Raw genomic sequence first — 20149 nt, forward strand, 5'->3', positions numbered from 1 at the left:
CTCCTACTTTACGAAATAAATCCAGTGAAACAACGATCCTATTACTTTCCCAAGTACAAGAGCAACGAGTAAAACAATAATCTTCCCCTCTACCCCTACTCGTTTCGCTAAAATAGGTAGAACATTTAACACCTCTGTTAATGCCGCAGCAAGCATTCCAATGAACGTGCCACAAAATATCCCTAATATAACGAGCCAATATTGCGACGTTTGAAATGTAATGTTTTTCAAACTGCACCAAGCCCCTGTTAAAGTACCTGCAATGACTGCCCACTCAAAATATTGAATATGCTTTCCACTTCTCGTTAATTGGGCTAAACGGGGGATTATACCAAGTACAGCTAAAAATGCGACATATCCGCTACCTACCGCAATCCCTCCAGCTAAACCAATTAAAATAACAAATCCAGACTCAATCATCGGTAAGTTGTTTCATATTATCCTTGTTTTCATTAACGATTACATACTGATCAAGTGACTGTTGGTATTGAAACATCTCAACTTCTAGCGGACTTGGCTCTTCATTAATTCGCTTTTGAAATACATGATTAAAGAATAAAACCATCCCTAAACCAAGACCTAAAGAATAAGGAATTTGAAATAAAAGTGGTTGCGCATTAAATTCTCCAGTAATCATGTAATATAACCGTTGATGTACTTGTTGCATACTTACATCTTCATGGAAATAAATGATCGCAAGGGCCGCTCCAATGAAAAGTAATAGCCATACAAGCCCGAAAAAAATTGGGTGTGTCTTCTTTTTTTCGTATATAATTTCAACAAGAGTTTGTCCAGAACCGAGTAAATTAATTTGTAGATGAGATGCTTTCTGTTGAATAATCTCAATTACTTTCATAACATCAATTACAACATGCGTCTTATCATGCGCTGTTATTTTGTAAACTATCTCATTTTGTAACAACTCAACTACGGAAGAATCTCCGGCAAGTTGAGCAACATCGCCCAGCTTTACTTCATAAGTAGGAGAAACTTTTAAACGATTGCGCATTTTAATATAAATCGTTTGTTCCAACTTTCATTCACCCCTTCACTCTTCCTCGTAGTTGTAGTATGGTTATTGAATTTTTTTCTAATACAATTTTTTCATAAAAAAACATCTGCACCATTTCGGTACAGATGTTTTTTACTTATGCCTTTTTCTTAAATAAGTTTGCAATACTTAATGCAAGCCCTCCCCAAATGACTACTATTCCAATAACCATCATCATAATTGCTGATCCACTCATTATGAAACACCTCGATCTTTCCATTCTTTTTCAAGCTTGGCAGAATCCGAATGTATTTGTGCATTCCATTTCTTTAGACTAATAATTAGCGCAACGATAAGGAAGGCTGCTGCTATCGACCAACCATACGTTACAACAAACTCAGTCGGATAATCTCCATAATTCTTTTTAATGTTTTGGATTGTACCATCAATTAGCATATACCCTAACATAAGCGGAGTAATAACGAGTAAACTTACTCTCCAAAACGTTCCTAATTTAATATCAGATACAAAGTTTGCATGATTTTGATAAACTGGTAAACGACGTAAAATGAGCCCTATCGTCACTACTTCCGCAAGTGCAATTGTAATTAATCCGAAATTATTAGCGAAATAGTCGACAACATCTAAGAACATAAGCCCACCACGTGTTGCAAATACAAGAGAAACTAACACGAGAAGGGTTCCCATAATTCCAATGGTTTTTTCCCGACTCAAACTGAATTTTTCAGATACAGCGGCAAAACATACTTCCGCGAGTGAAATAAGTGATGTGATTCCAGCAACCGTTAACGATAAGAAAAATAATACACCAAACAACGGTGACATCGGCAATTCATTAATAATTTGCGGAAATACTACGAACGCAAGCCCAACGCCAGCACTTGCTACTTTATCAACCGGTACTCCCATATTATTCGCCATAAATCCAAGAGCTGCAAAGACCCCAATACCTGCTAATAATTCAAATCCTGAGTTGGCAAATCCAGTAATAAAGGCATTATTTGTTGTATCCGAGTTTTTCGGTAAATAACTAGAATACGTAATCATAATTCCAAATGCTAAAGATAGACTAAAGAATATTTGACCATAAGCAGCAAGCCATACTTTCCCATCAAAAATACGACTCCAATCTGGTTTAAAGAATGCATCTAGTCCTTGCATAGCACCTTCCATCGTCACTGCACGAACGACGATAATAAGGAACATAACAACTAATAAAGGAATAAATATACGGTTAACAACTTCTATTCCTTTTTTAACTCCTTTAAATGCAACGCCAAGCACAATAATCCAAACGAGAGCTAATGGAATTAATACTTCCGGTACAAGTCCTCCAAATTGCCCTGGCTTATCTGCAACATGTAAGTACTCTTTAAATAAAAATGATTGCGTGTCTTTTCCCCATGCTCCAGTAATTGCAAAGTATGTATACGATATAGACCAAGCAATAATCACTGCATAATATGTTGAAACGATAAATGTTACGCACATTTGCCACCATCCAATAAATTCGGCACGCGGGCTAATACGGAAAAATGTAAGTGGTGCTGAACCACGATGACGATGACCAAGGGCAAACTCAAACGCTAACAATGAAATACCAGTCGTTAATAATGCAAATAAGTACGGTAAAAAGAATGCTCCTCCTCCATTTTCATACGCTGTATAAGGAAAACGCCATATGTTTCCTAATCCAACGGCAGATCCGACCGCTGCAAAAATAAATCCAGCTCTCGTTCCCCATTGTTGCCTCGTTTCCATGTTTCCTTCCCCCTTTATGACAAGTTCATACTTGGATTATATTTTAAATTGACTAAATTATCAATAAATTCTGTTAATTTTTGCGAAAATTAACATCTCTCTCCTATTAACGGCATAAAAAAATCGAATAGACAATTATTCGTCTATTCGATCTTTCATCTGTTTTAATATTTTCTTTTCAAGTCTTGAAACTTGTACTTGCGAAATGCCTATGCGCTCTGCTACTTCTGACTGTGTTTGATCTTTATAGTAACGCAAGTATACAATTAAGCGCTCTCGTTCATCTAGTTCTCTAATCGCTTCTTTTAAAGCAATTTTATCGAACCATTTCGTTTCAGATTGATCTGCAATTTGATCTAAAATAGTGATTGGATCTCCATCGTTTTCATATACAGTTTCATGTATAGACGAAGGGGCCCGGCTCGCTTCTTGTGCTAGAACAACTTCCTCTGGCGTTAGTTCTAGTGCCTCTGCCACTTCATTAATCGTTGGAGCCCTTCCGAATTCTTTCGAAAGCTCATCTCTCATCTTTCGAATTTTGTTTCCTGTTTCTTTTAAAGACCTACTAACTTTCACTGATCCATCATCACGTAAGAAACGTTGTATTTCACCAATAATCATTGGAACTGCATATGTTGAAAATTTCACGTCGAAAGATAAATCAAATTTATCTACCGATTTCAAGAGCCCAATACATCCAATTTGAAATAGGTCGTCTGGTTCGTATCCTCGATTAAGAAACCGCTGTACAACCGACCAAACGAGGCGCATATTACTTTGAACGATTGTATCTCTCGCTTGTTGATCTCCATCTTGACTTTTTTGAATTAACGCTTTTAGCTCGTGGTCCTTTAACTGAGGTTTCTTCTTCTCATTTTTGACCTCTATGTCCATAGGCTATTCTCCTTAATTGCATAGAGCGTTACTATTTGATAAGTATTTTGTCAAATGGATTGTTGTCCCGAAAGATTCGTTTGAAATAACTTCTACTTCATCCATAAAATTTTCCATGATAGTAAATCCCATTCCGGAACGCTCTAATTCAGGTTTAGTTGTAAAAAGGGGTTGTCTCGCTTCATCTAAGTTAAAGATTCCAATCCCTTCATCTCGAATCGTGAGTTTCACCATTGCTTCTTCCAAAATTACAGAAATATAAACAATACCTTCTGCATTTCCTTCGTATCCATGAATAATTGCATTTGTAACCGCTTCTGACACAACTGTTTTAATCTCCGTTAATTCTTCCATCGTTGGATCTAGTTGTGCAATGAAAGCCGCTACTGTAACGCGAGCGAACGATTCATTTTGACTTAATGCTGAAAATTGAAGGTTCATTTCATTTCTCATCTATGCCACCCCCAACGTCGCGAGCGCGTGCGCTTCACTTTCTTCTAAGCGAACGATTTTGAATAAGCCCGACATTTCAAATAAACGCTTAACAGGCGGTGAAATTGCACAAACAACCATTTCTCCACCTAATCCCTTTACGTGTTTATATCGGCCTAATATAACACCTAGACCAGAACTATCCATAAAAGATAAGTTCTCTAGGCTCAAAACAATATGATGAACACCATGTGTCTCAATCATATCTGTTACTTTCGTTCGCAACTCTTCAGCCGTATGATGATCTAATTCACCCTCTAGTCTCACACATAGGACGTCACGTTTTACTTCTAATTGCATGGAAAGACTCACACGATTTCCTCCTTATGCTCAAACTTTACTTATTCACATACATAAAGATTTTCGTGATACAAAATAAGAATCCTTCCTGCTGACAAAAGAAGAACTATTTCGTCATAAAGTGAAACCTTTCAGCATTATTCACTTACATACGAATAGAAAAGCGGCAAAATATTTGCCGCTATTTTGATGTTGAAAACATCCCAAAACTTCTTTTAAATAACTCCCACCAGCTCGCTGCAGCAACATCTTCTTTTGCTACAATTGTTTGTTTTAATAAAACATCTTTATCTTTTTTAATAACAAGTGTACCAAGCGCGTCACCTTTTTTAATCGGTGCTTTTACTTTCTTTTCAGCAATTACTTCTTGTTTTACCTTGTCCATATTCTCGCCCTTCTTCATAAGAAGAGAAACATTATCTGATGCAACTAAATCTACTTTTTCTTTTTTCCCTTTCCCTACTTGAACTGTCTTAATTTTTTCGCCGCGCGTATACAATTTCTTTGTCATATATTGACCAAATGCGTAGTCAAGAAGCTTCGTCACTTGGTTGTTCCGTTCTTTTGATGTTGGTGCTCCCATGACAACTGAAATGACACGCATGCCATTTTTTTCAGCCGATGCTGTTAAACAATATTTCGCTTCTGTCGTAAAACCTGTTTTTACTCCATCTACGCCAGGATAAAAACGTACTAGCTTATTCGTATTAACGAGCCAAAACTTTTTATCCGTATCTTCACGTAAATAATCTTCGTACTTACCTGTGTATTTACGAATAAGTGGATACTTCATCAATTCTCTCGCCATTATAGCCATATCATTTGCTGTCGAATAATGGTCTTTGGCCGGAAGACCTGTTGGGTTTTGAAAATGTGTATTTTTCAGCCCTAGATCTTTCGCCTTTTTGTTCATCATATTTACAAATCCTTCTTCTGAACCTGCGATATGCTCGGCTACTGCAACAGATGCGTCATTTCCAGATGCAATTGCAATACCCTTTAACATCTCGTTTACAGTCATCTCTTCCCCAGGTTCTAAAAAGATTTGCGATCCACCCATTGAAGCTGCATGTTCGCTCGCTCTAACTTTATCGGTCAGTTTTAGTTTTCCTTTTTCAACTTGTTCCATAATTAAAAGCATTGTCATAATCTTTGTCATACTAGCAGGTGGTAATTTTTCATTTGGGTTTTTATCAAATAAAACTTTACCTGTATCTTGCTCAATTACGATTGCTGACGACGCTTGTTCCGCTAACTTCGGTGTTGTTTCTTCTGTTTTCTCCTGCTTCGTTTTCTCAGATTGTGCGAAACTCACTGAAGTTCCAGAAAGCAATAACATGAAACAAACAAGTATTCCAAAAACTCGCTTCATGACTAACCCTCCATTCTATATCAGACCTATTTTTTCCAATTTACCTTTTTTTAATACCAAATTTTTCTAACATTTTCAGTTGACAAATACATTCGTCCCCTATATTGTATTAAGTGTATTACACACAGTAGTACACTTAATACATATGAGGAAGGAGACATTGCTCTTGCATATTCAACTTGACCCAAGAAGCAACACTCCGATATGGGAACAAATTGTTCAAAATATAAAAGAACTCGTATTGAAAAACATGTTGGCTCCAAGTGATAAACTTCCTTCTGTACGCGAACTCGCTTCTTTACTCGTTATAAATCCAAATACAGTGAGTAAAGCGTATCAAGAGTTAGAGCGACAAGGAATTATTGAAACGTTACGAGGAAAAGGAACATTTGTATCCCAATCGATTACCCCAACATTAGACGAAAGGAAAATCGCTATGGTTGAAAAGCAATTTCATCAATTACTATTAGAAGCCTCTTATCTTGGTATTACGAAAGATAAAATTCATGATTGGATAGATTCATACTATAAAGAGATTGGAGGGAATACGGATGTTGAAAGTGACAAACTTGAAGAAAACAATTGATAATCAAACAATTTTAGACGATGTTTCTTTCACATTGCAAAGAGGGAGTATCATCGGATTACTCGGAAGAAACGGTGCGGGGAAAACAACTTTATTGCGAACGATGGTCGGTATTTTAGACCCAGACGAGGGAACTGTTACATATGAAGATACAAACATTCATCAGTTTCCTGAAATAAAGCAAAAAATTGTATATGTTCCTGATTCTACTAATATACTGAACGGCTATACGATAAAAGAAATCGTAAAGTTTTATAAAGAAGTTTATACCGCATTTGATGAAACACATTTCTATGAACTGTTAGAACGTTTTAACTTACCAAATAAACGAATTCGTAGTTATTCAAAAGGAATGAAAGCACTGCTCGCCATCATTTTAGCCGTTTCTACAAAGGCAGAATATATCATTTTAGATGAACCGACAAATGGACTTGATCCTATCGTGAAAAGGAAAATTTTACAGTTTCTCGTTGGAGAAGTTGCAGAAAAAGAGATTACCATTTTCATCTCCACCCACCATTTAGATGAAGTAGAACAAATTGCAGATACAATTATTATATTAAAAGGCCATACTATCTCGTCTATTACATCACTAGACGATGCAAAATCACGATTTGCTAAAATACAAGTTGCTTATGAACGTTCATTACCTCAAAAACTAGAAAACTTAAGCAATATTAAAATATTAAATCAAACAGGAAAAGTATATACAATCTTAATCGAAGGAAATGTGGCTACAACACTGGAGAAGTTTTACAAAGAGCAACCTATACTTATTGAAGAATTAACAATGTCACTTGAAGATGTCTTCGTTACGACACTGGAGGAGGATGAGTATGTTTCATAAAGCGTTGTGGATGTGGAATTGGAAGCGTGGGAAATATGCTGCGTTACTTTTTCTCTTCAGTTCACTTTATTTTTTATCTTTCGAATACTATCAAGAAGCAGAAACTCAACAGTCTCTCTTTCTCCATCCAGAAAAAATAGGTGAAGAAAAGTTCTACTATCATTATTCTTTTTATTCTTCTAATAGCTTTTGGTTAGGTATTATTACAATTATCCTATCCTGTATATTAATTGGCTGGGAGCGAAGTAATCAAAATGGAGATTCACTTATGACATTTCCATTTAAAAGACGTGATATGTTCTTATCGAAATGGGTTTTCGGTGGATTTTTCATTGTACTATCATTTCTAATCAATTGGGGTCTTATGTATTTTATTTATAAATCTACGATTCACTTTGAATATCAATCTTTCGAACCATTTCACCGATATTTCCTGTACGCAATTTTCACATATATCGCTATCTATACTGTCTCTTTATGTATAGGTACATTTACTGGCAGTATTATTTCACAAAGCATCTTCAGCATTACTTTTTGCATAATGGGAATGGGAATCTTTTCACTCTTACTCCTTTTCTTTACAGCTCACGCTGAGGCAATACAGGGGAATAAAAGTTATACGAATTTCGAAAACATTTATAAATTCAATAAAAAGACCAACATTTCAAGCGCTATATTAGACTTTTCAATTAGTTATAATTACCACCCTACTGTCCAATCAGATGAAGATCATGGAAAAGTAATACAAAGGGGACCCACTTTTCATAGTTACTACTCTGCAAAAGTAATACTTGTTCCTATCTTCTATACTATTTCCAGCTTACTAATTGGTATGTTTCTTTATGCACGATCACCTAATGAACATAATAAGAAAATTTTCCTTTTTCCAAAATACAACTCACTCTGGATGTGGGGTACTACCTTTTATTTTGCATTAATAGGTGGGCAAATGTTAAAACGTTTTGATTTATTATTTAGTTACTATGTTGGATTCTTTTTATTTGGAATCGTCACTTATTTTATATTATCACGTCTTACAAACTATAAAGTTTTTTAAAGGAGAGATCCTATGTTTCAAAAAGCATTATGGGTGCATACCTACAAACAAAGTAAATATATTGTTTGGCTATTTTGGTTAGTAAGTTTTTATGTACTATCATATAAATACTATTTAGCAGCTGCCGAGCAATTAAAATATTTTCATGAACATAATGAATGGAAATATATATACCGATATAATTATCAGCTTTCACTTCCCGATGCTATTATGGTTCAAGGAGGACTCCTTATTATATTAGCCTGTATTCTTATTGGATGGGAACGTCAAAATCAATCAAGTGACATTTTATGGTCTATGCCATTTAAACGAACACATCTCTTCATAACGAAATGGCTTTTTGGTGTGTGTAATATTGTAGCTATCGTTATACTAAATTGGGGACTTTTTGCTATTATGAAAAAGACAACCTTTCATAATAAGTATCAAATATTTTCACCATTTCATACTTACTTCTTATACATGGTTATTATCTTAATTGCTATATATACACTTGCATTATGCATAGGAACAATTGCTGGTAATATGATTTCACAAGGATTTTTCAGTGTTGCTATACTTGGATTCCCTTTTATTTTGCCGACTCTAATTGCCGGGGCTATTTCTATTCATACGGTTGGACTTATTTCCAATCATCCCGTCTATACGGAGGAAAATGTAGATCGTTACGGTTCAGTAATAGAAAAAGTGAGTATTTTAGCGCCAGTTCGCGGATTCAATATTAATTTTAATTACGATCCTCAACGTGCTTATACTGATCAACAAGGCGTACGTCATGATGAACCTAATTTTACGTATATTCCTTCAGCAACAAAACTTATCGGTCCAATCGTAAATATACTTATTCTATTACCTTTAGGAATGTACTTATATACAAGATCACCTAATGAACAAAACGGAAACTTTCTATTATATCCGAAGCTTAAAACACTATGTATGATATGTTGTGTAACCTTTATTGGAATGTTTGGAGGAATGGCAGCGGGCGGAAGTCATTCTATCGTAAATTATTATATTGGTTTTATAGGGACCAGTACGATAGTCTACCTACTATTATCTCGCTTATTAAAATTCAAATTTTCTTGGCGTGTGAAATAACCTCCTTTTAAAGGAGGTTATTTCACATTCTCTCTCCTATCCCCATACACCATCTCTTCTTTCATCCCAAATCCATCACCATTTTGCACAATTTGCTCTGTCGGTGCAACTACACTTTCAGCAATTTTCCATTCCCCACGCTCTTTCACAAATACTTGTAGAAAATAGTTCATGCCATCTAATTGATATGCATTTTCTTTTTTCACATTATAGTGAATCGCAATGTAGTACACTTGAATATTTTCTTTTCCTATTTTTGATACGTATTGCGATAGTCTCGGTATATAGAGTGCTGCTTTCTGAAAAGATAGTTGTTTCGCTTTAACAAGCGATGAACTTGTTACATTACGTAATGTGTCCTGATTACGAATATTATCGCTATGGTGGAATAATACTGCGTTTTGCATAGAACGAACCCATAATTTCGAATATAAGACTGTATTATCGGTTTCAATGTACTTCACTTCTTTTCGTACCACTTGGATAGGCGTATCTGCGTACGTAAATGTTTGAAAATAGAAAAAACCACCAAATAAAATGGTAAGTGCAGCAATATATTTCATAATCTTTCCTCCGATCTTTTAATTAAAGTATCGGAGTTTCAAAATATTTTTATTCAAAAGAAAAAGGATAGGAATGCTTTCGCTTCCTATCCTCATTTATTATAATACGCGGCCAAATAGTTCTAAGACCATTTCTATTTCTTGGTCGCTCCAACCTTTAAATCTCTCTTTATAATATTCTTTACGCACAGCTTCAAGTTTTTCAGTTACTTCTCTTCCGTGCTCTGTAATTTCTAAATACACGATTCGACGATCTGAATTAGAACGTTTTCTTTCTACTAATCCTTTTCGTACGAGACGATCTGTAACAGCTGTAATATGACTGGAGGTTACGTTTACTTCACTCGCAATTTGCGAAGCCATCTGTGGACTCTTTAAAAATAACGCACGTAATACAGAAAATTCATTATATGGCATATGTTCTGCAAAACGTGTATTAATATCATTTTGTAATAAACGTATCATTTTTCGAAATGATGCAGATAAATCTAAAATCAGTGTTTCTCTTTTTTCGTTCAATAGCCTCGTCCCTTTTTTATCATATTTACACATATTATAATCTATAAATACCTATGTTGTACATGCTTTCTTTCCTCAACATTCTCATTTATGTAACTTTTTTCATATAAATTTCTTTTTTGTTCACACATATACATATAAAAAGGATGGTGATGGAAAATGCAGGGTGGAATGAATCCTTATTTACACAACGTACGCACAGCTAATACTGGTAAAGAAGCTACTATTACTGTACAAGGCGAAGGCGTTGTCAAAGCAAAACCGAATGTTGTTATATTAACGCTTGGCATTCGAACAGATGATAAAAATGTAAAACAGGCTCAAGAAGAAAATGCAGTGCAATCTAAACAATTGCTGGATGCACTTAAACAGCTTGGTATTGCCGATAAAGATATAGAAACGATTTCTTATACAATTACTCCTCAATACGAATATGTAAATGATAAAGCATTGCTACAAGGATACCGCGTGGAGCATTTGTATGAAATTACCGTTTTAAATGTACAAAAAGCTGGGGAAGTATATGATATAGCCGTTTCAAATGGCGCAAATGTAGCAAAAGGTTTACGTTTCCGAGTATCTCATCCAAATAAATATTATGAGCAAGCTCTCATTCAAGCTCTGCACCAAGCAGTAGAAAAAGCTCGTGCTATTGCGAGTACATATAATTTAAATATTAATCCTGTTCCCCTCTCATTCGTTGAAGAATCTGCCCAATTACCACGGGAGGTTACGTCTTATGCTACTTTACATGCGCAAGCAGCCCCTCCCATTCAATCGGGTGAATTAGAAATCATTTCATCCATACGGGCTATTTTTACGTATTTATAACGAATTCTCTTTACAAGTAAACGTTATCATTTTACTTGTTGTAAAAACATGATGTTCTGATATAATAAAGAACGGTGAGCTCTTACATAAGAGATATCACGGGTGGGAGAGGGATATGAAAAAGAAGGTTTAACATGAAAGGAATACTTGAAAGAACATTTAAATTAGGTTTACACGAAACATCACCAAAACAAGAAGTATTAGCTGGAGTTACGTCATTTTTCACAATCGTATATATTATGATTGTAAATGCGTCAATCTTATCAGATGCTGGCATTCCTCTTGAAGCTGGAATTTTAGCAACTGTTTTTAGTTCATTTGTCGGATGTCTACTCATGGCATTTTGGGCAAATGCACCTGCTATTCTTGTCCCGGGTATGGGTGTAAATGCATTCTTCACGTACACAGCTGTGCATACGCTTGGACTAACTTGGCAAGAAGCATTGGCTGCTGTCTTTATCTCTGGTATTATTTTTGCAATTGCCGCTTTTACACCAATCGCTCGCGTGCTATCAGTATCAATTCCAAAGTCATTAAAGGAAGCGATTACTGTCGGCATCGGATTATTTTTAGCGTTTATCGGATTGCAAAAAGGTGGTTTAGTCGTTTCGAACCCAAATACTGCTGTGGCAATGGGGAAATTAAGTAATCCTGTCGTTCTTGCGACATTACTTACTCTTATCATTGCACTTGTATTATTTATTCGTAACGTACGTGGAAACTTTTTATGGACGATTGCAATAGGAACTGGTATCGCCTGGCTATTTGGTCTTGTGGATACGAGTCAAGTGGGAAGTAGTTCATTCTCATTCGCTAATTACGGTGATGTGTTTGGAGCTATGTCATTTGGGAAACTTTCTTCCTTACCATTTTGGATTGCAACATTCTCTTTAAGCATGGTGCTTATCTTTGAGAACATGGGACTTCTGCACGGTTTATTAGAAGATGATCGTAAATTCCCACGTGCTTACCAAGCCAATGCAATTTCAGCAATGACATGTGGTCTATTTGGCACAAGTCCTACCGTTTCAACAGTAGAAAGTGCCGCAGGTATTACTGCAGGTGGTAAGACAGGTCTGACGTCTATCGTTACTGGGTTGCTATTCTTTGCATCACTGTTTGCTCTTCCATTTGTCAAATTAATTCCTGATAGTGCCATTGCACCAATCTTAATTATTATTGGCGGTCTGATGATTACAAGCATTCAACAAATTCCTCTGAATGACTTTTCAGAAGGATTTCCAGCATTCTTAATTATCGTTATGATCCCGCTCACATATAGTATCGCTGATGGCATTGCGTTCGGATTTATTGCTTACCCTATCTTAAAAGTTGCTCTTGGAAAGCGTAAAGAAGTCGCACCATCTATGTATATCATTACATGCTTATTCTTAGCTATGTTTGTATTACATGCTATTGGTTAAAAAAAACACCGAGGAAATCCTCGGTGTTTTTTTACTTAAACCATCCTTTTTTATAAAACCAGGCCATCATTCCGCCGCCAATTAGTGCCATAATAAGTAGACAAATAAAATAACTATATTGTCCACCAAGCTCTGGCATATGCGTAAAGTTCATTCCATATACTCCCGCAATAAATGTTAATGGCATGAAAATAGTCGAGAATACAGTTAATGTTTTCATAATGTTATTCATATGATGTGAGTTTAATGAAAAATAACTATCCCGAATATCTGCTGTTAACTCTCGGCTTGCCTCAATCATTTCTGTTAGTTTAAGCAAATGATCATGTATATCTTTAAAGTAAATTTCATGATCGCTTATACCGTAAAAACGAGTCGAATTTAAAATACGATATAATAAATCACGCATCGGAATAATTGTACGCCTTAGCTTTGATAAATCTGTACGTATATCAAATACCTCTTCTAATACACTTCCTGCTGTCTCCCCCGTTAAATTATCATCAATTGCATTTAAATGATCCTCAATGTAATATACAGGCGCAAAATAGTCATCTACAATTTGGTCGATAATTGTATGAGCTACGTGTAAAGGACTATTTTTAATACGCTTCTTTTCTCCAAGTGTTTTCCATACTCTTTCGATTGCATTGTTATGAGAAAAGTGGAAAGAAACAATATAACGATCACTAATAAATAAATCGATTTCGTGCGGTTCTAGTCCATCTTCCCCAAATGCATGAAGTACTAAAAAGTTATATCCATCATAAAAATCAACTTTTGGCCTCTGTACATATTCTATACAGTCTTCAATTGCAAGGGGATGGAACTTAAAATGGTCTTGCAGAATATATGTATACTCTTCTTTCGTTGGCTTATATAAATCTAGCCAATACCATACAATATGGTCTTTCTTTGTTTCTTCTAGAGAAACATCATATAATACTTCATCTGTTTTTGTTACTGCACAAATTCTAATCATAATTTCACCCATTATTATTATAAACAAAAAATAGTAAAAAAAGCCAAGGAGAAATCTCCTCAGCTTTTTTTTATTACTTCGTTACGATACCGTGTACTAAAGTTGGTGCATCTACGTGTTCTTTAGAGATCTTCATGTTCTCATAAATTTTCGCTTTTACATCTTCAACATTTTCGCGGTTTGCGTAAATTGTAACGAGAGATTCACCTTGCTTCACGCTATCGCCTACTTTTTTGCGCAGCATTAGACCAACTGCTAAATCAATTTCAGACTCTTTCGTTGCACGTCCTGCTCCTAAAAGCATTGCTGCTGTTCCAATTTCGTCTGCAACGATTTCTGATACATATCCGTCTTCTTTCGCTTCCACTTCAATTTTAAATTGTGCTTGTGGCAATTTAGAAGGGTCATCAACAACAGATGCGTCGCCGCCTTGCGCTGATAAGAACGTTTTAAATGATTCTAGCGCTTTTCCGTTGTTCATTACTTCAATTAGCTTTTCACGTGCATCTTCTAAAGATGAAGCTTGTCCAGCAAGGTACACCATTTGACTTCCAAGTGTTAAACATAGCTCTTCTAAATCTTTCGGCCCTTTACCTTGTAATGTATCAATTGCTTCTTGAACTTCTAATGCGTTACCGATAGCTTCACCGAGTGGTTGACTCATATCAGAAATAACTGCCATCGTGTTACGACCAACGTTATTACCGATGCGTACCATTGCTTCTGCTAAACGTTTTGCATCTTCATCCGTTTTCATAAATGCACCTGCTCCAGTTTTTACATCAAGAACAATTGCATCTGCACCAGCAGCAATTTTTTTACTCATAATCGAACTTGCAATAAGCGGAATTGAGTTTACTGTTGCTGTCACATCACGAAGTGCATATAGCTTTTTATCAGCAGGTGTTAAGTTACCACTTTGACCGATAACAGCGATTTTGTTTTCATTTACAAGACGCATGAATTCATCGTTTTCAATTTCCACATGGAATCCTGGAACTGCTTCTAATTTATCAATTGTACCACCAGTATGTCCTAAACCGCGTCCAGACATTTTCGCTACTGGTACATCTAAAGCGGCTACTAATGGACCTAATACAAGTGTCGTTGTATCACCAACACCACCTGTTGAATGCTTATCTACTTTTACACCTTCAATAGCTGATAAGTCGATTGTATCACCGCTATTTACCATTGCCATCGTTAAATCGGCACGCTCTTGATCGTTCATATCTTGGAAGAAAATTGCCATTGCAAGTGAACTTACTTGATAATCAGGAATATCACCATTCGTATATCCTTCAACAATAAAGTTAATTTCTTCTGTCGTTAATGCATGTCCGTCACGTTTTTTTGCAATTAGGTCCACCATTCTCATTGTGAAGTCACCCCTTCATTTGTTTTACGATTGCTTTTACTAATGCTAAGAAGTTAGCTTTAACACGTTCTGTCGTTTCAATTACTTCATCGTGGTGAAGTGGTTGATCTAAAATACCAGCTGCCATATTTGAAATACAAGAAATACCTAACACTTTCATACCAGCATGACGCGCTACAATTACTTCAGGTACTGTTGACATACCAACTGCATCTCCGCCAAGTGTACGAAGCATACGAATTTCAGCAGGTGTTTCATATACAGGACCTGTCATTCCTACGTATACACCTTCTTGTACTTTAATATTTAAGTCTGCTGCAACTTGTTTCGCCATTTCGCGAAGTTCTACTGTATATGATGTAGACATATCAGGGAAACGTACGCCCATTTCAGAATCATTCGGTCCGATTAATGGATTCGTACCCATGAAGTTAATGTGGTCTGAAATTAACATAAGATCGCCTGGCTCAAATGATGTATTTACACCACCAGCTGCGTTTGTTACAACTACTGTTTCTACACCTAGTTCTTTCATAACACGAACTGGGAATGTTACTTTTTGCATGTCGTATCCTTCATAGAAGTGGAAACGTCCTTGCATTGCTACTACTGTTACACCTTGAAGTGTACCAAATACTAGTTGACCTGCATGGCCTTCTACAGTTGATACTGGGAATTCAGGGATTTCACTGTAAGGTACTGTTACTGCGTTCTCAATTTCGTCTGCTAATACACCTAGTCCTGATCCAAGGATTAGTCCTACTTGTGGTGTCTCTTGAAATTTCTCTTTTAAGTATGAAGCTGATTTTGTAATAAGTTCACGATTCATTTGTTTATCCCCCTATTTCTTTAGCTCGTTTAAGAAGCTTGTTCCGTATTCTGGCATTTTCACACCGAAGTTTTCTGCTACTGTTGCACCAATATCAGCAAATGTTTGACGAAGTGGTAATTCTTGTCCGCCTTCTTTCATGCTTGGGCTATATGCCAATAATGGTACATATTCACGTGTATGGTCAGTACCAGGGTGAATTGGATCATTACCGTGGTCTGCTGTAATTAATAATAGATCATCTTCTTTTAGTTTTGCGAATACTTCTGGAAGACGTGCATCATATTCTTGCAGAGCTTCTCCGTATCCTTGTGGATCACGGCGATGGCCGAATAATGCATCAAAGTCAACTAAGTTTAAGAAGCTAAGACCTGTAAAGTCCATATTTAATGTATCTACAAGCTTATCCATTCCATCCATGTTAGACTTCGTACGAAGTGATTCAGTTACCCCTTCACCATCATAAATATCAGAGATTTTACCGATAGCAATTACATCGTAGTCACTATCTTTTAATTCATTCATTACTGTACGGCCGAATGGTTTTAATGCATAGTCATGACGGTTTGGTGTACGTGTAAAGTTTCCAGGTTCACCAACGAATGGACGAGCAATAACACGACCTACCATGTATTTCTCATCTAATGTTAATTCACGTGCAATTTTACAGATTTTATATAACTCATCAAGTGGCACTACTTCTTCGTGTGCTGCAATTTGCAATACGCTATCAGCAGAAGTATAAACGATTAAAGAGCCTGTTTCCATTTGCTCTTGACCAAGTTCATCAAGAATCTCAGTTCCAGAAGCTGGCTTATTACCGATAATTTTACGGCCTGTTTTTTCTTCTAATTCATCAAGTAATTCTTTCGGGAATCCTTCCGGGAACACTTGGAATGGTGTATCAATGTAAAGGCCCATGATTTCCCAGTGACCTGTCATTGTATCTTTACCAGTAGATTTCTCTTGCATTTTTGTGTAATATCCAAGTGGTTTCTCTACTTTAGAGATACCTTTCATTTCTCGAATGTTACCAAGACCTAATTTCACCATGTTAGGCATTTGTAACCCATTCATATGTTCAGCAATGTGACCAATTGTGTCAGATCCTAAATCACCAAATTGCTCAGCATCTGGTGCTTCACCGATTCCCACAGAGTCCATTACGACTAGGAATATACGTTTATATTTATTCATAACTGCGCCCTCCTATAAGTTCAGTTCTACTTCTTGTAGTATGTTCAAAACGCTATAAAGTGAAACTGTTATCAAAAAGAATTCTCATTGTCAAACAGTACTTCTTTAAATCATTTTCTAACCTATTTCGTTTACTTGAAACGATTCAAAAACATTTCTAGTTTTTTCTAAGTCAGATGTCAGACATCTGATACTGATATCATAACATGTTTACGCTTTCTTTTTAATACATTTTCGTAGAATTTCTCATTTTCTTCACACTTCTATTGTAATCCATTCTGCAACGAAGTGCTAATTTTTTTATGATTTATTTCTTCATATTAAAAATAAAAAGTAGCTCTAAAGAGCTACTTTTTATTTTACTTCTATTGTTTCTTCTTTATGTTCATGCAATTCGCCTTTTCTTACATGTACTTTCACTTTGTAAGCACCGTTCTCTTTGAAAGTATGTTTCGTTTCATACTCTCCTTTATTTCCTTCTTTCGCTGGAATAAATTCGTGTTTTTCAACACCATCTTTCCAAATCTCTAGTTGTACTTCAGCACCAGTTAATGCTTCTTCTTTTTGCTTTAAATGAACTTTCATTGTAGATTCAGCATTTGCCTTTATGTCTCCAGCCATAAGATGGATCATTGTGTCACTTTTATGATCTCCATGTCCTGCACTGTGATCACTATTTTCTTTTTTTGCATCTTCTACTTTCGCATTTCCTACAGCAACTTTTACTTCTGGCATAACGTGCATTTCACGTGCATTTGTGTGAGCGATAATATGGTATACTCCATCCGTTTCGAATGTTTTCTCTACTGCATAAACACCTTTTCCTTTATGCTTACCATCTAACATCTCGTGTTTTTCGTCGCCATCTTTCCAAATTTCAAACTTTACATCATCGGCATCCGTTACTTTTTCTTTCCCTTGTGTAACAAGTGCTTGTACTTCTGTTTTTTCACCTGGTTTAATTTCTTTCGGATTTGTTTGTACTGCTACTTTTACAGCTTCAAGTTTCTGTTCTTTTTTCGGTTCTTCTTTGTTTGTATTACAGCCAGCCAACGCTAGCATCGCGATAAATAAAGTTATAATCAGTTTTTTCATCATCATTTCCTCCTTTATACTTTATTTAGTATAGAGGAAATACATTGTAATATTCCAGTCTTCTGCTGAAAACAATATACGAAATGTTTGTGAAGTTTCTGTGAAGCGGTCTTCCCCTCTTAATCTATGAAAAAAGAGCATAGTAACTATGCTCTCGGATGAAACTGTTTATATACATCTTTTAATCTAGTTTTTGAAACGTGCGTATAGATTTGAGTCGTTGAAATATCTGCATGTCCAAGCATTTCTTGTACAGCACGTAAATCTGCTCCATTTTCTAATAAGTGCGTAGCAAACGAGTGACGCAACGTATGAGGTGTAAGCTCTTTTTCAATATTTGCTTCTTTCGCTAATCGTTTTAATATTTTCCAAAATCCTTGTCTTGATAAACGATTACCATGATGGTTTAAAAAGAGTGCATCTACTACTTTTTTCCCCATTAATTCTCTTCTTCCTTTTTCAATATACTTTTGAATCGCTTCCGTTGCTAAACTTCCTAGTGGAATAATTCTTTCTTTATTCCCTTTCCCTATGCAACGAACAAATCCCATCGTTAAATGTACATCTTCTAAATTGAGTGCAATCAATTCTGAAACACGAAGTCCTGTCGCATACAGTAACTCTAGCATCGCCTTATCACGAATCCCAAAAGCACTTGTCATTTTTGGTGTTTGAAGTAACGCCTCTACTTCATCAACTGATAATACTTTTGGTAATTTCCGTTCCCCTTGTGGCGTTTCAATATGTACGGATGGATCGTGTTCTACCGCTCGTTCACGAAGTAAAAATTGGTGGAACGAACGAATTGATGCGATATGACGCGCTAATGTTTTCGAAGATTTTCCGTTCTCTTTTAAATACTGCAAAAAATTAACAATATGTAAACGGGTCACTTCATGAAAAGTTTTCGTCTGTTCCACATTTTGCAAATACTTTACGTAGCTTTTTAAATCCCGTTCATAAGATACTACTGTATTCTTTGCTAATCCTTTTTCGACAACCATATAATGAATAAAATCTTTTAATTGATCTTCCACTCTACACTACTCCCCATTTTCATAGAAAAACATCATTCTATTTACGAAAGCATCCTTTGCCGGTTCTTCATTCCCTGATACTTTTTCTACAGTCTCTTCTTTAGGTTTTTCATAACGATGATAGCTTTCATATTCTTCATTTATCCATAGTATAGCGAAATAAAACAAAATCGTACAACTTGTAAATAATAAAAATACTTTTATTCCATCAAAAGTTAATTTTAAAGCTCGGCGCATTGTAAATTCCTCCAAAATATAAGTTATTACAACATATGCCAAGCTTTCACCAATTTATACCTTATTCAAATAAAAAACCTCTTCCTAGATAAATAGGAAAAGGTTATTTTTCATCCGTTTCATTTTCTTGACAATTTTTACAAATCCCATGGAATGTTAAACGATGATCTTTCACCTTAAAGCTCCAGTCTCGTTCTACTTTCCTTTCCACTTCACCAAGTAAATCTTCTTGTATTTCTTGTACAGCACCACATTGTGTACAAATCAAATGATGGTGGAAACGCTGCGCACCTTCTTGGCGTAAGTCATAGCGTGAAACACCGTCTCCGAAGTTAATCTTATCGACAACTTTTAACTCAGATAATAGTTCTAAAGTTCGATAGACGGTTGCTAATCCGATCTCTGGCGACTTTTCTTTTACAAGGAGGTAAACATCTTCTGCGCTTAAATGATCTTCTTCATTTTCTAGCAGCACACGAACTGTTGCTTCACGTTGCGGTGTTAATTTGTAGCTCGCTGCATGTAATTGCTTCTTAATTCGTTCAATTCTTTCTTCCATTCGGTACTACTCCCTCCTCGCCACTCTTACACCATTATATCAGAAGAAGGGCTTCTGTCAAAAGAAAAAAACAATAAAA

Annotated in this window: 24 protein-coding genes; 6 read left to right on the top strand and 18 right to left on the bottom strand. The window is 35.9% G+C overall.

Features of this window, described 5'->3' with window-relative positions:
• Positions 1–3: 3 nt before the first annotated feature.
• The 8 genes from spoVAB to dacF form a co-directional block, all read right to left on the bottom strand.
• On the bottom strand, positions 4–420 hold the full coding sequence (spoVAB, locus tag HFD78_RS06110) for a stage V sporulation protein SpoVAB (RefSeq protein ID WP_000572936.1): 417 nt from the start codon (positions 418–420) through the stop codon (positions 4–6).
• On the bottom strand, positions 413–1033 hold the full coding sequence (locus HFD78_RS06115; protein WP_000438366.1) for a stage V sporulation protein AA: 621 nt from the start codon (positions 1031–1033) through the stop codon (positions 413–415). Before HFD78_RS06115 ends, spoVAB begins: the two co-directional genes overlap by 8 nt.
• A gap of 115 nt (positions 1034–1148) precedes the next feature.
• A complete protein-coding gene (locus tag HFD78_RS06120; protein WP_000016826.1) occupies positions 1149–1247 on the bottom strand; it encodes a methionine/alanine import family NSS transporter small subunit in 99 nt (32 codons plus the stop codon).
• Positions 1247–2773: a sodium-dependent transporter gene (locus tag HFD78_RS06125; RefSeq protein ID WP_000450089.1), complete on the bottom strand. Its 1527-nt coding sequence runs from the start codon at positions 2771–2773 to the stop codon at positions 1247–1249. Before HFD78_RS06125 ends, HFD78_RS06120 begins: the two co-directional genes overlap by 1 nt.
• A gap of 135 nt (positions 2774–2908) precedes the next feature.
• Positions 2909–3667 carry an RNA polymerase sporulation sigma factor SigF gene (gene sigF / locus HFD78_RS06130; protein ID WP_000350729.1) on the bottom strand — a complete coding sequence of 253 codons (759 nt, stop codon included), beginning with the start codon at positions 3665–3667 and terminating at the stop codon, positions 2909–2911.
• Between the two features lie 12 nt (positions 3668–3679).
• Positions 3680–4120: an anti-sigma F factor gene (gene spoIIAB, locus HFD78_RS06135; protein WP_001243398.1), complete on the bottom strand. Its 441-nt coding sequence runs from the start codon at positions 4118–4120 to the stop codon at positions 3680–3682.
• Positions 4121–4471 (bottom strand): anti-sigma F factor antagonist, encoded by a 351-nt coding sequence (spoIIAA, locus tag HFD78_RS06140; protein ID WP_000059135.1) that lies wholly within the window; start codon positions 4469–4471, stop codon positions 4121–4123.
• A gap of 169 nt (positions 4472–4640) precedes the next feature.
• Positions 4641–5831 (bottom strand): serine-type D-Ala-D-Ala carboxypeptidase DacF, encoded by a 1191-nt coding sequence (gene dacF / locus HFD78_RS06145; RefSeq protein WP_000831998.1) that lies wholly within the window; start codon positions 5829–5831, stop codon positions 4641–4643.
• A gap of 166 nt (positions 5832–5997) precedes the next feature.
• Here dacF and HFD78_RS06150 point away from each other — a divergent pair, with 166 nt between their 5' ends.
• Genes HFD78_RS06150 through HFD78_RS06165 form a run of 4 tightly spaced genes read left to right on the top strand, consistent with a single transcriptional unit; the run spans position 5998 to position 9419 of the window.
• A complete protein-coding gene (locus tag HFD78_RS06150; protein ID WP_000548027.1) occupies positions 5998–6417 on the top strand; it encodes a GntR family transcriptional regulator in 420 nt (139 codons plus the stop codon).
• Positions 6383–7264, top strand: coding sequence for an ABC transporter ATP-binding protein (locus tag HFD78_RS06155; RefSeq protein WP_000922108.1), 882 nt, complete (start codon positions 6383–6385; stop codon positions 7262–7264). The genes HFD78_RS06150 and HFD78_RS06155 overlap by 35 nt, the downstream gene beginning before the upstream one ends.
• Positions 7254–8321 carry an ABC transporter permease gene (locus tag HFD78_RS06160; RefSeq protein WP_000468528.1) on the top strand — a complete coding sequence of 356 codons (1068 nt, stop codon included), beginning with the start codon at positions 7254–7256 and terminating at the stop codon, positions 8319–8321. Before HFD78_RS06155 ends, HFD78_RS06160 begins: the two co-directional genes overlap by 11 nt.
• A 12-nt stretch (positions 8322–8333) precedes the next feature.
• On the top strand, positions 8334–9419 hold the full coding sequence (locus tag HFD78_RS06165; RefSeq protein ID WP_000486561.1) for an ABC-2 transporter permease: 1086 nt from the start codon (positions 8334–8336) through the stop codon (positions 9417–9419).
• A 17-nt stretch (positions 9420–9436) separates the two neighbouring features.
• On the opposite strand, the gene HFD78_RS06170 is transcribed toward HFD78_RS06165, so the two are convergent.
• Positions 9437–9982: a hypothetical protein gene (locus tag HFD78_RS06170; RefSeq protein ID WP_000873785.1), complete on the bottom strand. Its 546-nt coding sequence runs from the start codon at positions 9980–9982 to the stop codon at positions 9437–9439.
• Between the two features lie 99 nt (positions 9983–10081).
• The gene (locus HFD78_RS06175) at positions 10082–10501 is read right to left on the bottom strand and encodes a MarR family winged helix-turn-helix transcriptional regulator (RefSeq protein ID WP_001003305.1); all 420 of its coding nucleotides are present in this window, start codon (positions 10499–10501) and stop codon (positions 10082–10084) included.
• Positions 10502–10660: 159 nt separating this feature from the next.
• Here HFD78_RS06175 and HFD78_RS06180 point away from each other — a divergent pair, with 159 nt between their 5' ends.
• Positions 10661–11332 (top strand): SIMPL domain-containing protein, encoded by a 672-nt coding sequence (locus HFD78_RS06180; RefSeq protein ID WP_001161448.1) that lies wholly within the window; start codon positions 10661–10663, stop codon positions 11330–11332.
• 134 nt (positions 11333–11466) lie between these two features.
• The gene (locus tag HFD78_RS06185; RefSeq protein ID WP_000676242.1) at positions 11467–12756 is read left to right on the top strand and encodes an NCS2 family permease; all 1290 of its coding nucleotides are present in this window, start codon (positions 11467–11469) and stop codon (positions 12754–12756) included.
• A gap of 31 nt (positions 12757–12787) precedes the next feature.
• Here HFD78_RS06185 and corA read toward each other — a convergent pair whose 3' ends face one another.
• The 8 genes from corA to fur all read right to left on the bottom strand — a co-directional run bounded on the left by corA (position 12788) and on the right by fur (position 20070).
• Positions 12788–13750: a magnesium/cobalt transporter CorA gene (corA, locus tag HFD78_RS06190; RefSeq protein ID WP_002005674.1), complete on the bottom strand. Its 963-nt coding sequence runs from the start codon at positions 13748–13750 to the stop codon at positions 12788–12790.
• A 61-nt stretch (positions 13751–13811) separates the two neighbouring features.
• A complete protein-coding gene (locus HFD78_RS06195; RefSeq protein ID WP_001243069.1) occupies positions 13812–15116 on the bottom strand; it encodes a pyrimidine-nucleoside phosphorylase in 1305 nt (434 codons plus the stop codon).
• Between the two features lie 7 nt (positions 15117–15123).
• Positions 15124–15945, bottom strand: a complete 822-nt coding sequence (locus HFD78_RS06200; RefSeq protein WP_001078446.1) for a purine-nucleoside phosphorylase — start codon at positions 15943–15945, stop codon at positions 15124–15126.
• Positions 15946–15957: 12 nt separating this feature from the next.
• The gene (gene deoB, locus HFD78_RS06205; protein WP_001046079.1) at positions 15958–17142 is read right to left on the bottom strand and encodes a phosphopentomutase; all 1185 of its coding nucleotides are present in this window, start codon (positions 17140–17142) and stop codon (positions 15958–15960) included.
• A 354-nt stretch (positions 17143–17496) separates the two neighbouring features.
• Positions 17497–18237 carry a FixH family protein gene (locus HFD78_RS06210; RefSeq protein ID WP_000733456.1) on the bottom strand — a complete coding sequence of 247 codons (741 nt, stop codon included), beginning with the start codon at positions 18235–18237 and terminating at the stop codon, positions 17497–17499.
• A 146-nt stretch (positions 18238–18383) separates the two neighbouring features.
• Complete coding sequence (gene xerD, locus HFD78_RS06215) at positions 18384–19274, bottom strand: site-specific tyrosine recombinase XerD (protein WP_000390088.1); 891 nt, start codon at positions 19272–19274, stop codon at positions 18384–18386.
• A gap of 6 nt (positions 19275–19280) precedes the next feature.
• On the bottom strand, positions 19281–19511 hold the full coding sequence (locus tag HFD78_RS06220; protein WP_001250432.1) for a YqzK family protein: 231 nt from the start codon (positions 19509–19511) through the stop codon (positions 19281–19283).
• 103 nt (positions 19512–19614) lie between these two features.
• On the bottom strand, positions 19615–20070 hold the full coding sequence (fur, locus tag HFD78_RS06225; RefSeq protein WP_000392657.1) for a ferric iron uptake transcriptional regulator: 456 nt from the start codon (positions 20068–20070) through the stop codon (positions 19615–19617).
• Positions 20071–20149: the final 79 nt, after the last annotated feature.

The organism is Bacillus sp. EKM501B (assembly GCF_011800505.1).
Classification (GTDB): domain Bacteria; phylum Bacillota; class Bacilli; order Bacillales; family Bacillaceae_G; genus Bacillus_A; species Bacillus_A cereus.

What these genes read in the sequence shown, in the direction of transcription:
- fur (WP_000392657.1), bottom strand. Translation starts at nt 20,070, where the DNA reads ATGGAAGAAAGAATTGAACGAATTAAGAAGCAATTACATGCAGCGAGC.
- HFD78_RS06120 (WP_000016826.1), bottom strand. Translation starts at nt 1,247, where the DNA reads ATGAGTGGATCAGCAATTATGATGATGGTTATTGGAATAGTAGTCATT.
- HFD78_RS06185 (WP_000676242.1), top strand. Translation starts at nt 11,467, where the DNA reads ATGAAAGGAATACTTGAAAGAACATTTAAATTAGGTTTACACGAAACA.
- spoIIAB (WP_001243398.1), bottom strand. Translation starts at nt 4,120, where the DNA reads ATGAGAAATGAAATGAACCTTCAATTTTCAGCATTAAGTCAAAATGAA.
- sigF (WP_000350729.1), bottom strand. Translation starts at nt 3,667, where the DNA reads ATGGACATAGAGGTCAAAAATGAGAAGAAGAAACCTCAGTTAAAGGAC.
- deoB (WP_001046079.1), bottom strand. Translation starts at nt 17,142, where the DNA reads ATGAATAAATATAAACGTATATTCCTAGTCGTAATGGACTCTGTGGGA.
- HFD78_RS06165 (WP_000486561.1), top strand. Translation starts at nt 8,334, where the DNA reads ATGTTTCAAAAAGCATTATGGGTGCATACCTACAAACAAAGTAAATAT.
- HFD78_RS06195 (WP_001243069.1), bottom strand. Translation starts at nt 15,116, where the DNA reads ATGAGAATGGTGGACCTAATTGCAAAAAAACGTGACGGACATGCATTA.
- HFD78_RS06170 (WP_000873785.1), bottom strand. Translation starts at nt 9,982, where the DNA reads ATGAAATATATTGCTGCACTTACCATTTTATTTGGTGGTTTTTTCTAT.
- HFD78_RS06220 (WP_001250432.1), bottom strand. Translation starts at nt 19,511, where the DNA reads ATGCGCCGAGCTTTAAAATTAACTTTTGATGGAATAAAAGTATTTTTA.
- corA (WP_002005674.1), bottom strand. Translation starts at nt 13,750, where the DNA reads ATGGGTGAAATTATGATTAGAATTTGTGCAGTAACAAAAACAGATGAA.
- HFD78_RS06180 (WP_001161448.1), top strand. Translation starts at nt 10,661, where the DNA reads ATGCAGGGTGGAATGAATCCTTATTTACACAACGTACGCACAGCTAAT.
- HFD78_RS06210 (WP_000733456.1), bottom strand. Translation starts at nt 18,237, where the DNA reads ATGAAAAAACTGATTATAACTTTATTTATCGCGATGCTAGCGTTGGCT.
- HFD78_RS06200 (WP_001078446.1), bottom strand. Translation starts at nt 15,945, where the DNA reads ATGAATCGTGAACTTATTACAAAATCAGCTTCATACTTAAAAGAGAAA.
- HFD78_RS06155 (WP_000922108.1), top strand. Translation starts at nt 6,383, where the DNA reads ATGTTGAAAGTGACAAACTTGAAGAAAACAATTGATAATCAAACAATT.
- dacF (WP_000831998.1), bottom strand. Translation starts at nt 5,831, where the DNA reads ATGAAGCGAGTTTTTGGAATACTTGTTTGTTTCATGTTATTGCTTTCT.
- HFD78_RS06160 (WP_000468528.1), top strand. Translation starts at nt 7,254, where the DNA reads ATGTTTCATAAAGCGTTGTGGATGTGGAATTGGAAGCGTGGGAAATAT.
- HFD78_RS06125 (WP_000450089.1), bottom strand. Translation starts at nt 2,773, where the DNA reads ATGGAAACGAGGCAACAATGGGGAACGAGAGCTGGATTTATTTTTGCA.
- spoVAB (WP_000572936.1), bottom strand. Translation starts at nt 420, where the DNA reads ATGATTGAGTCTGGATTTGTTATTTTAATTGGTTTAGCTGGAGGGATT.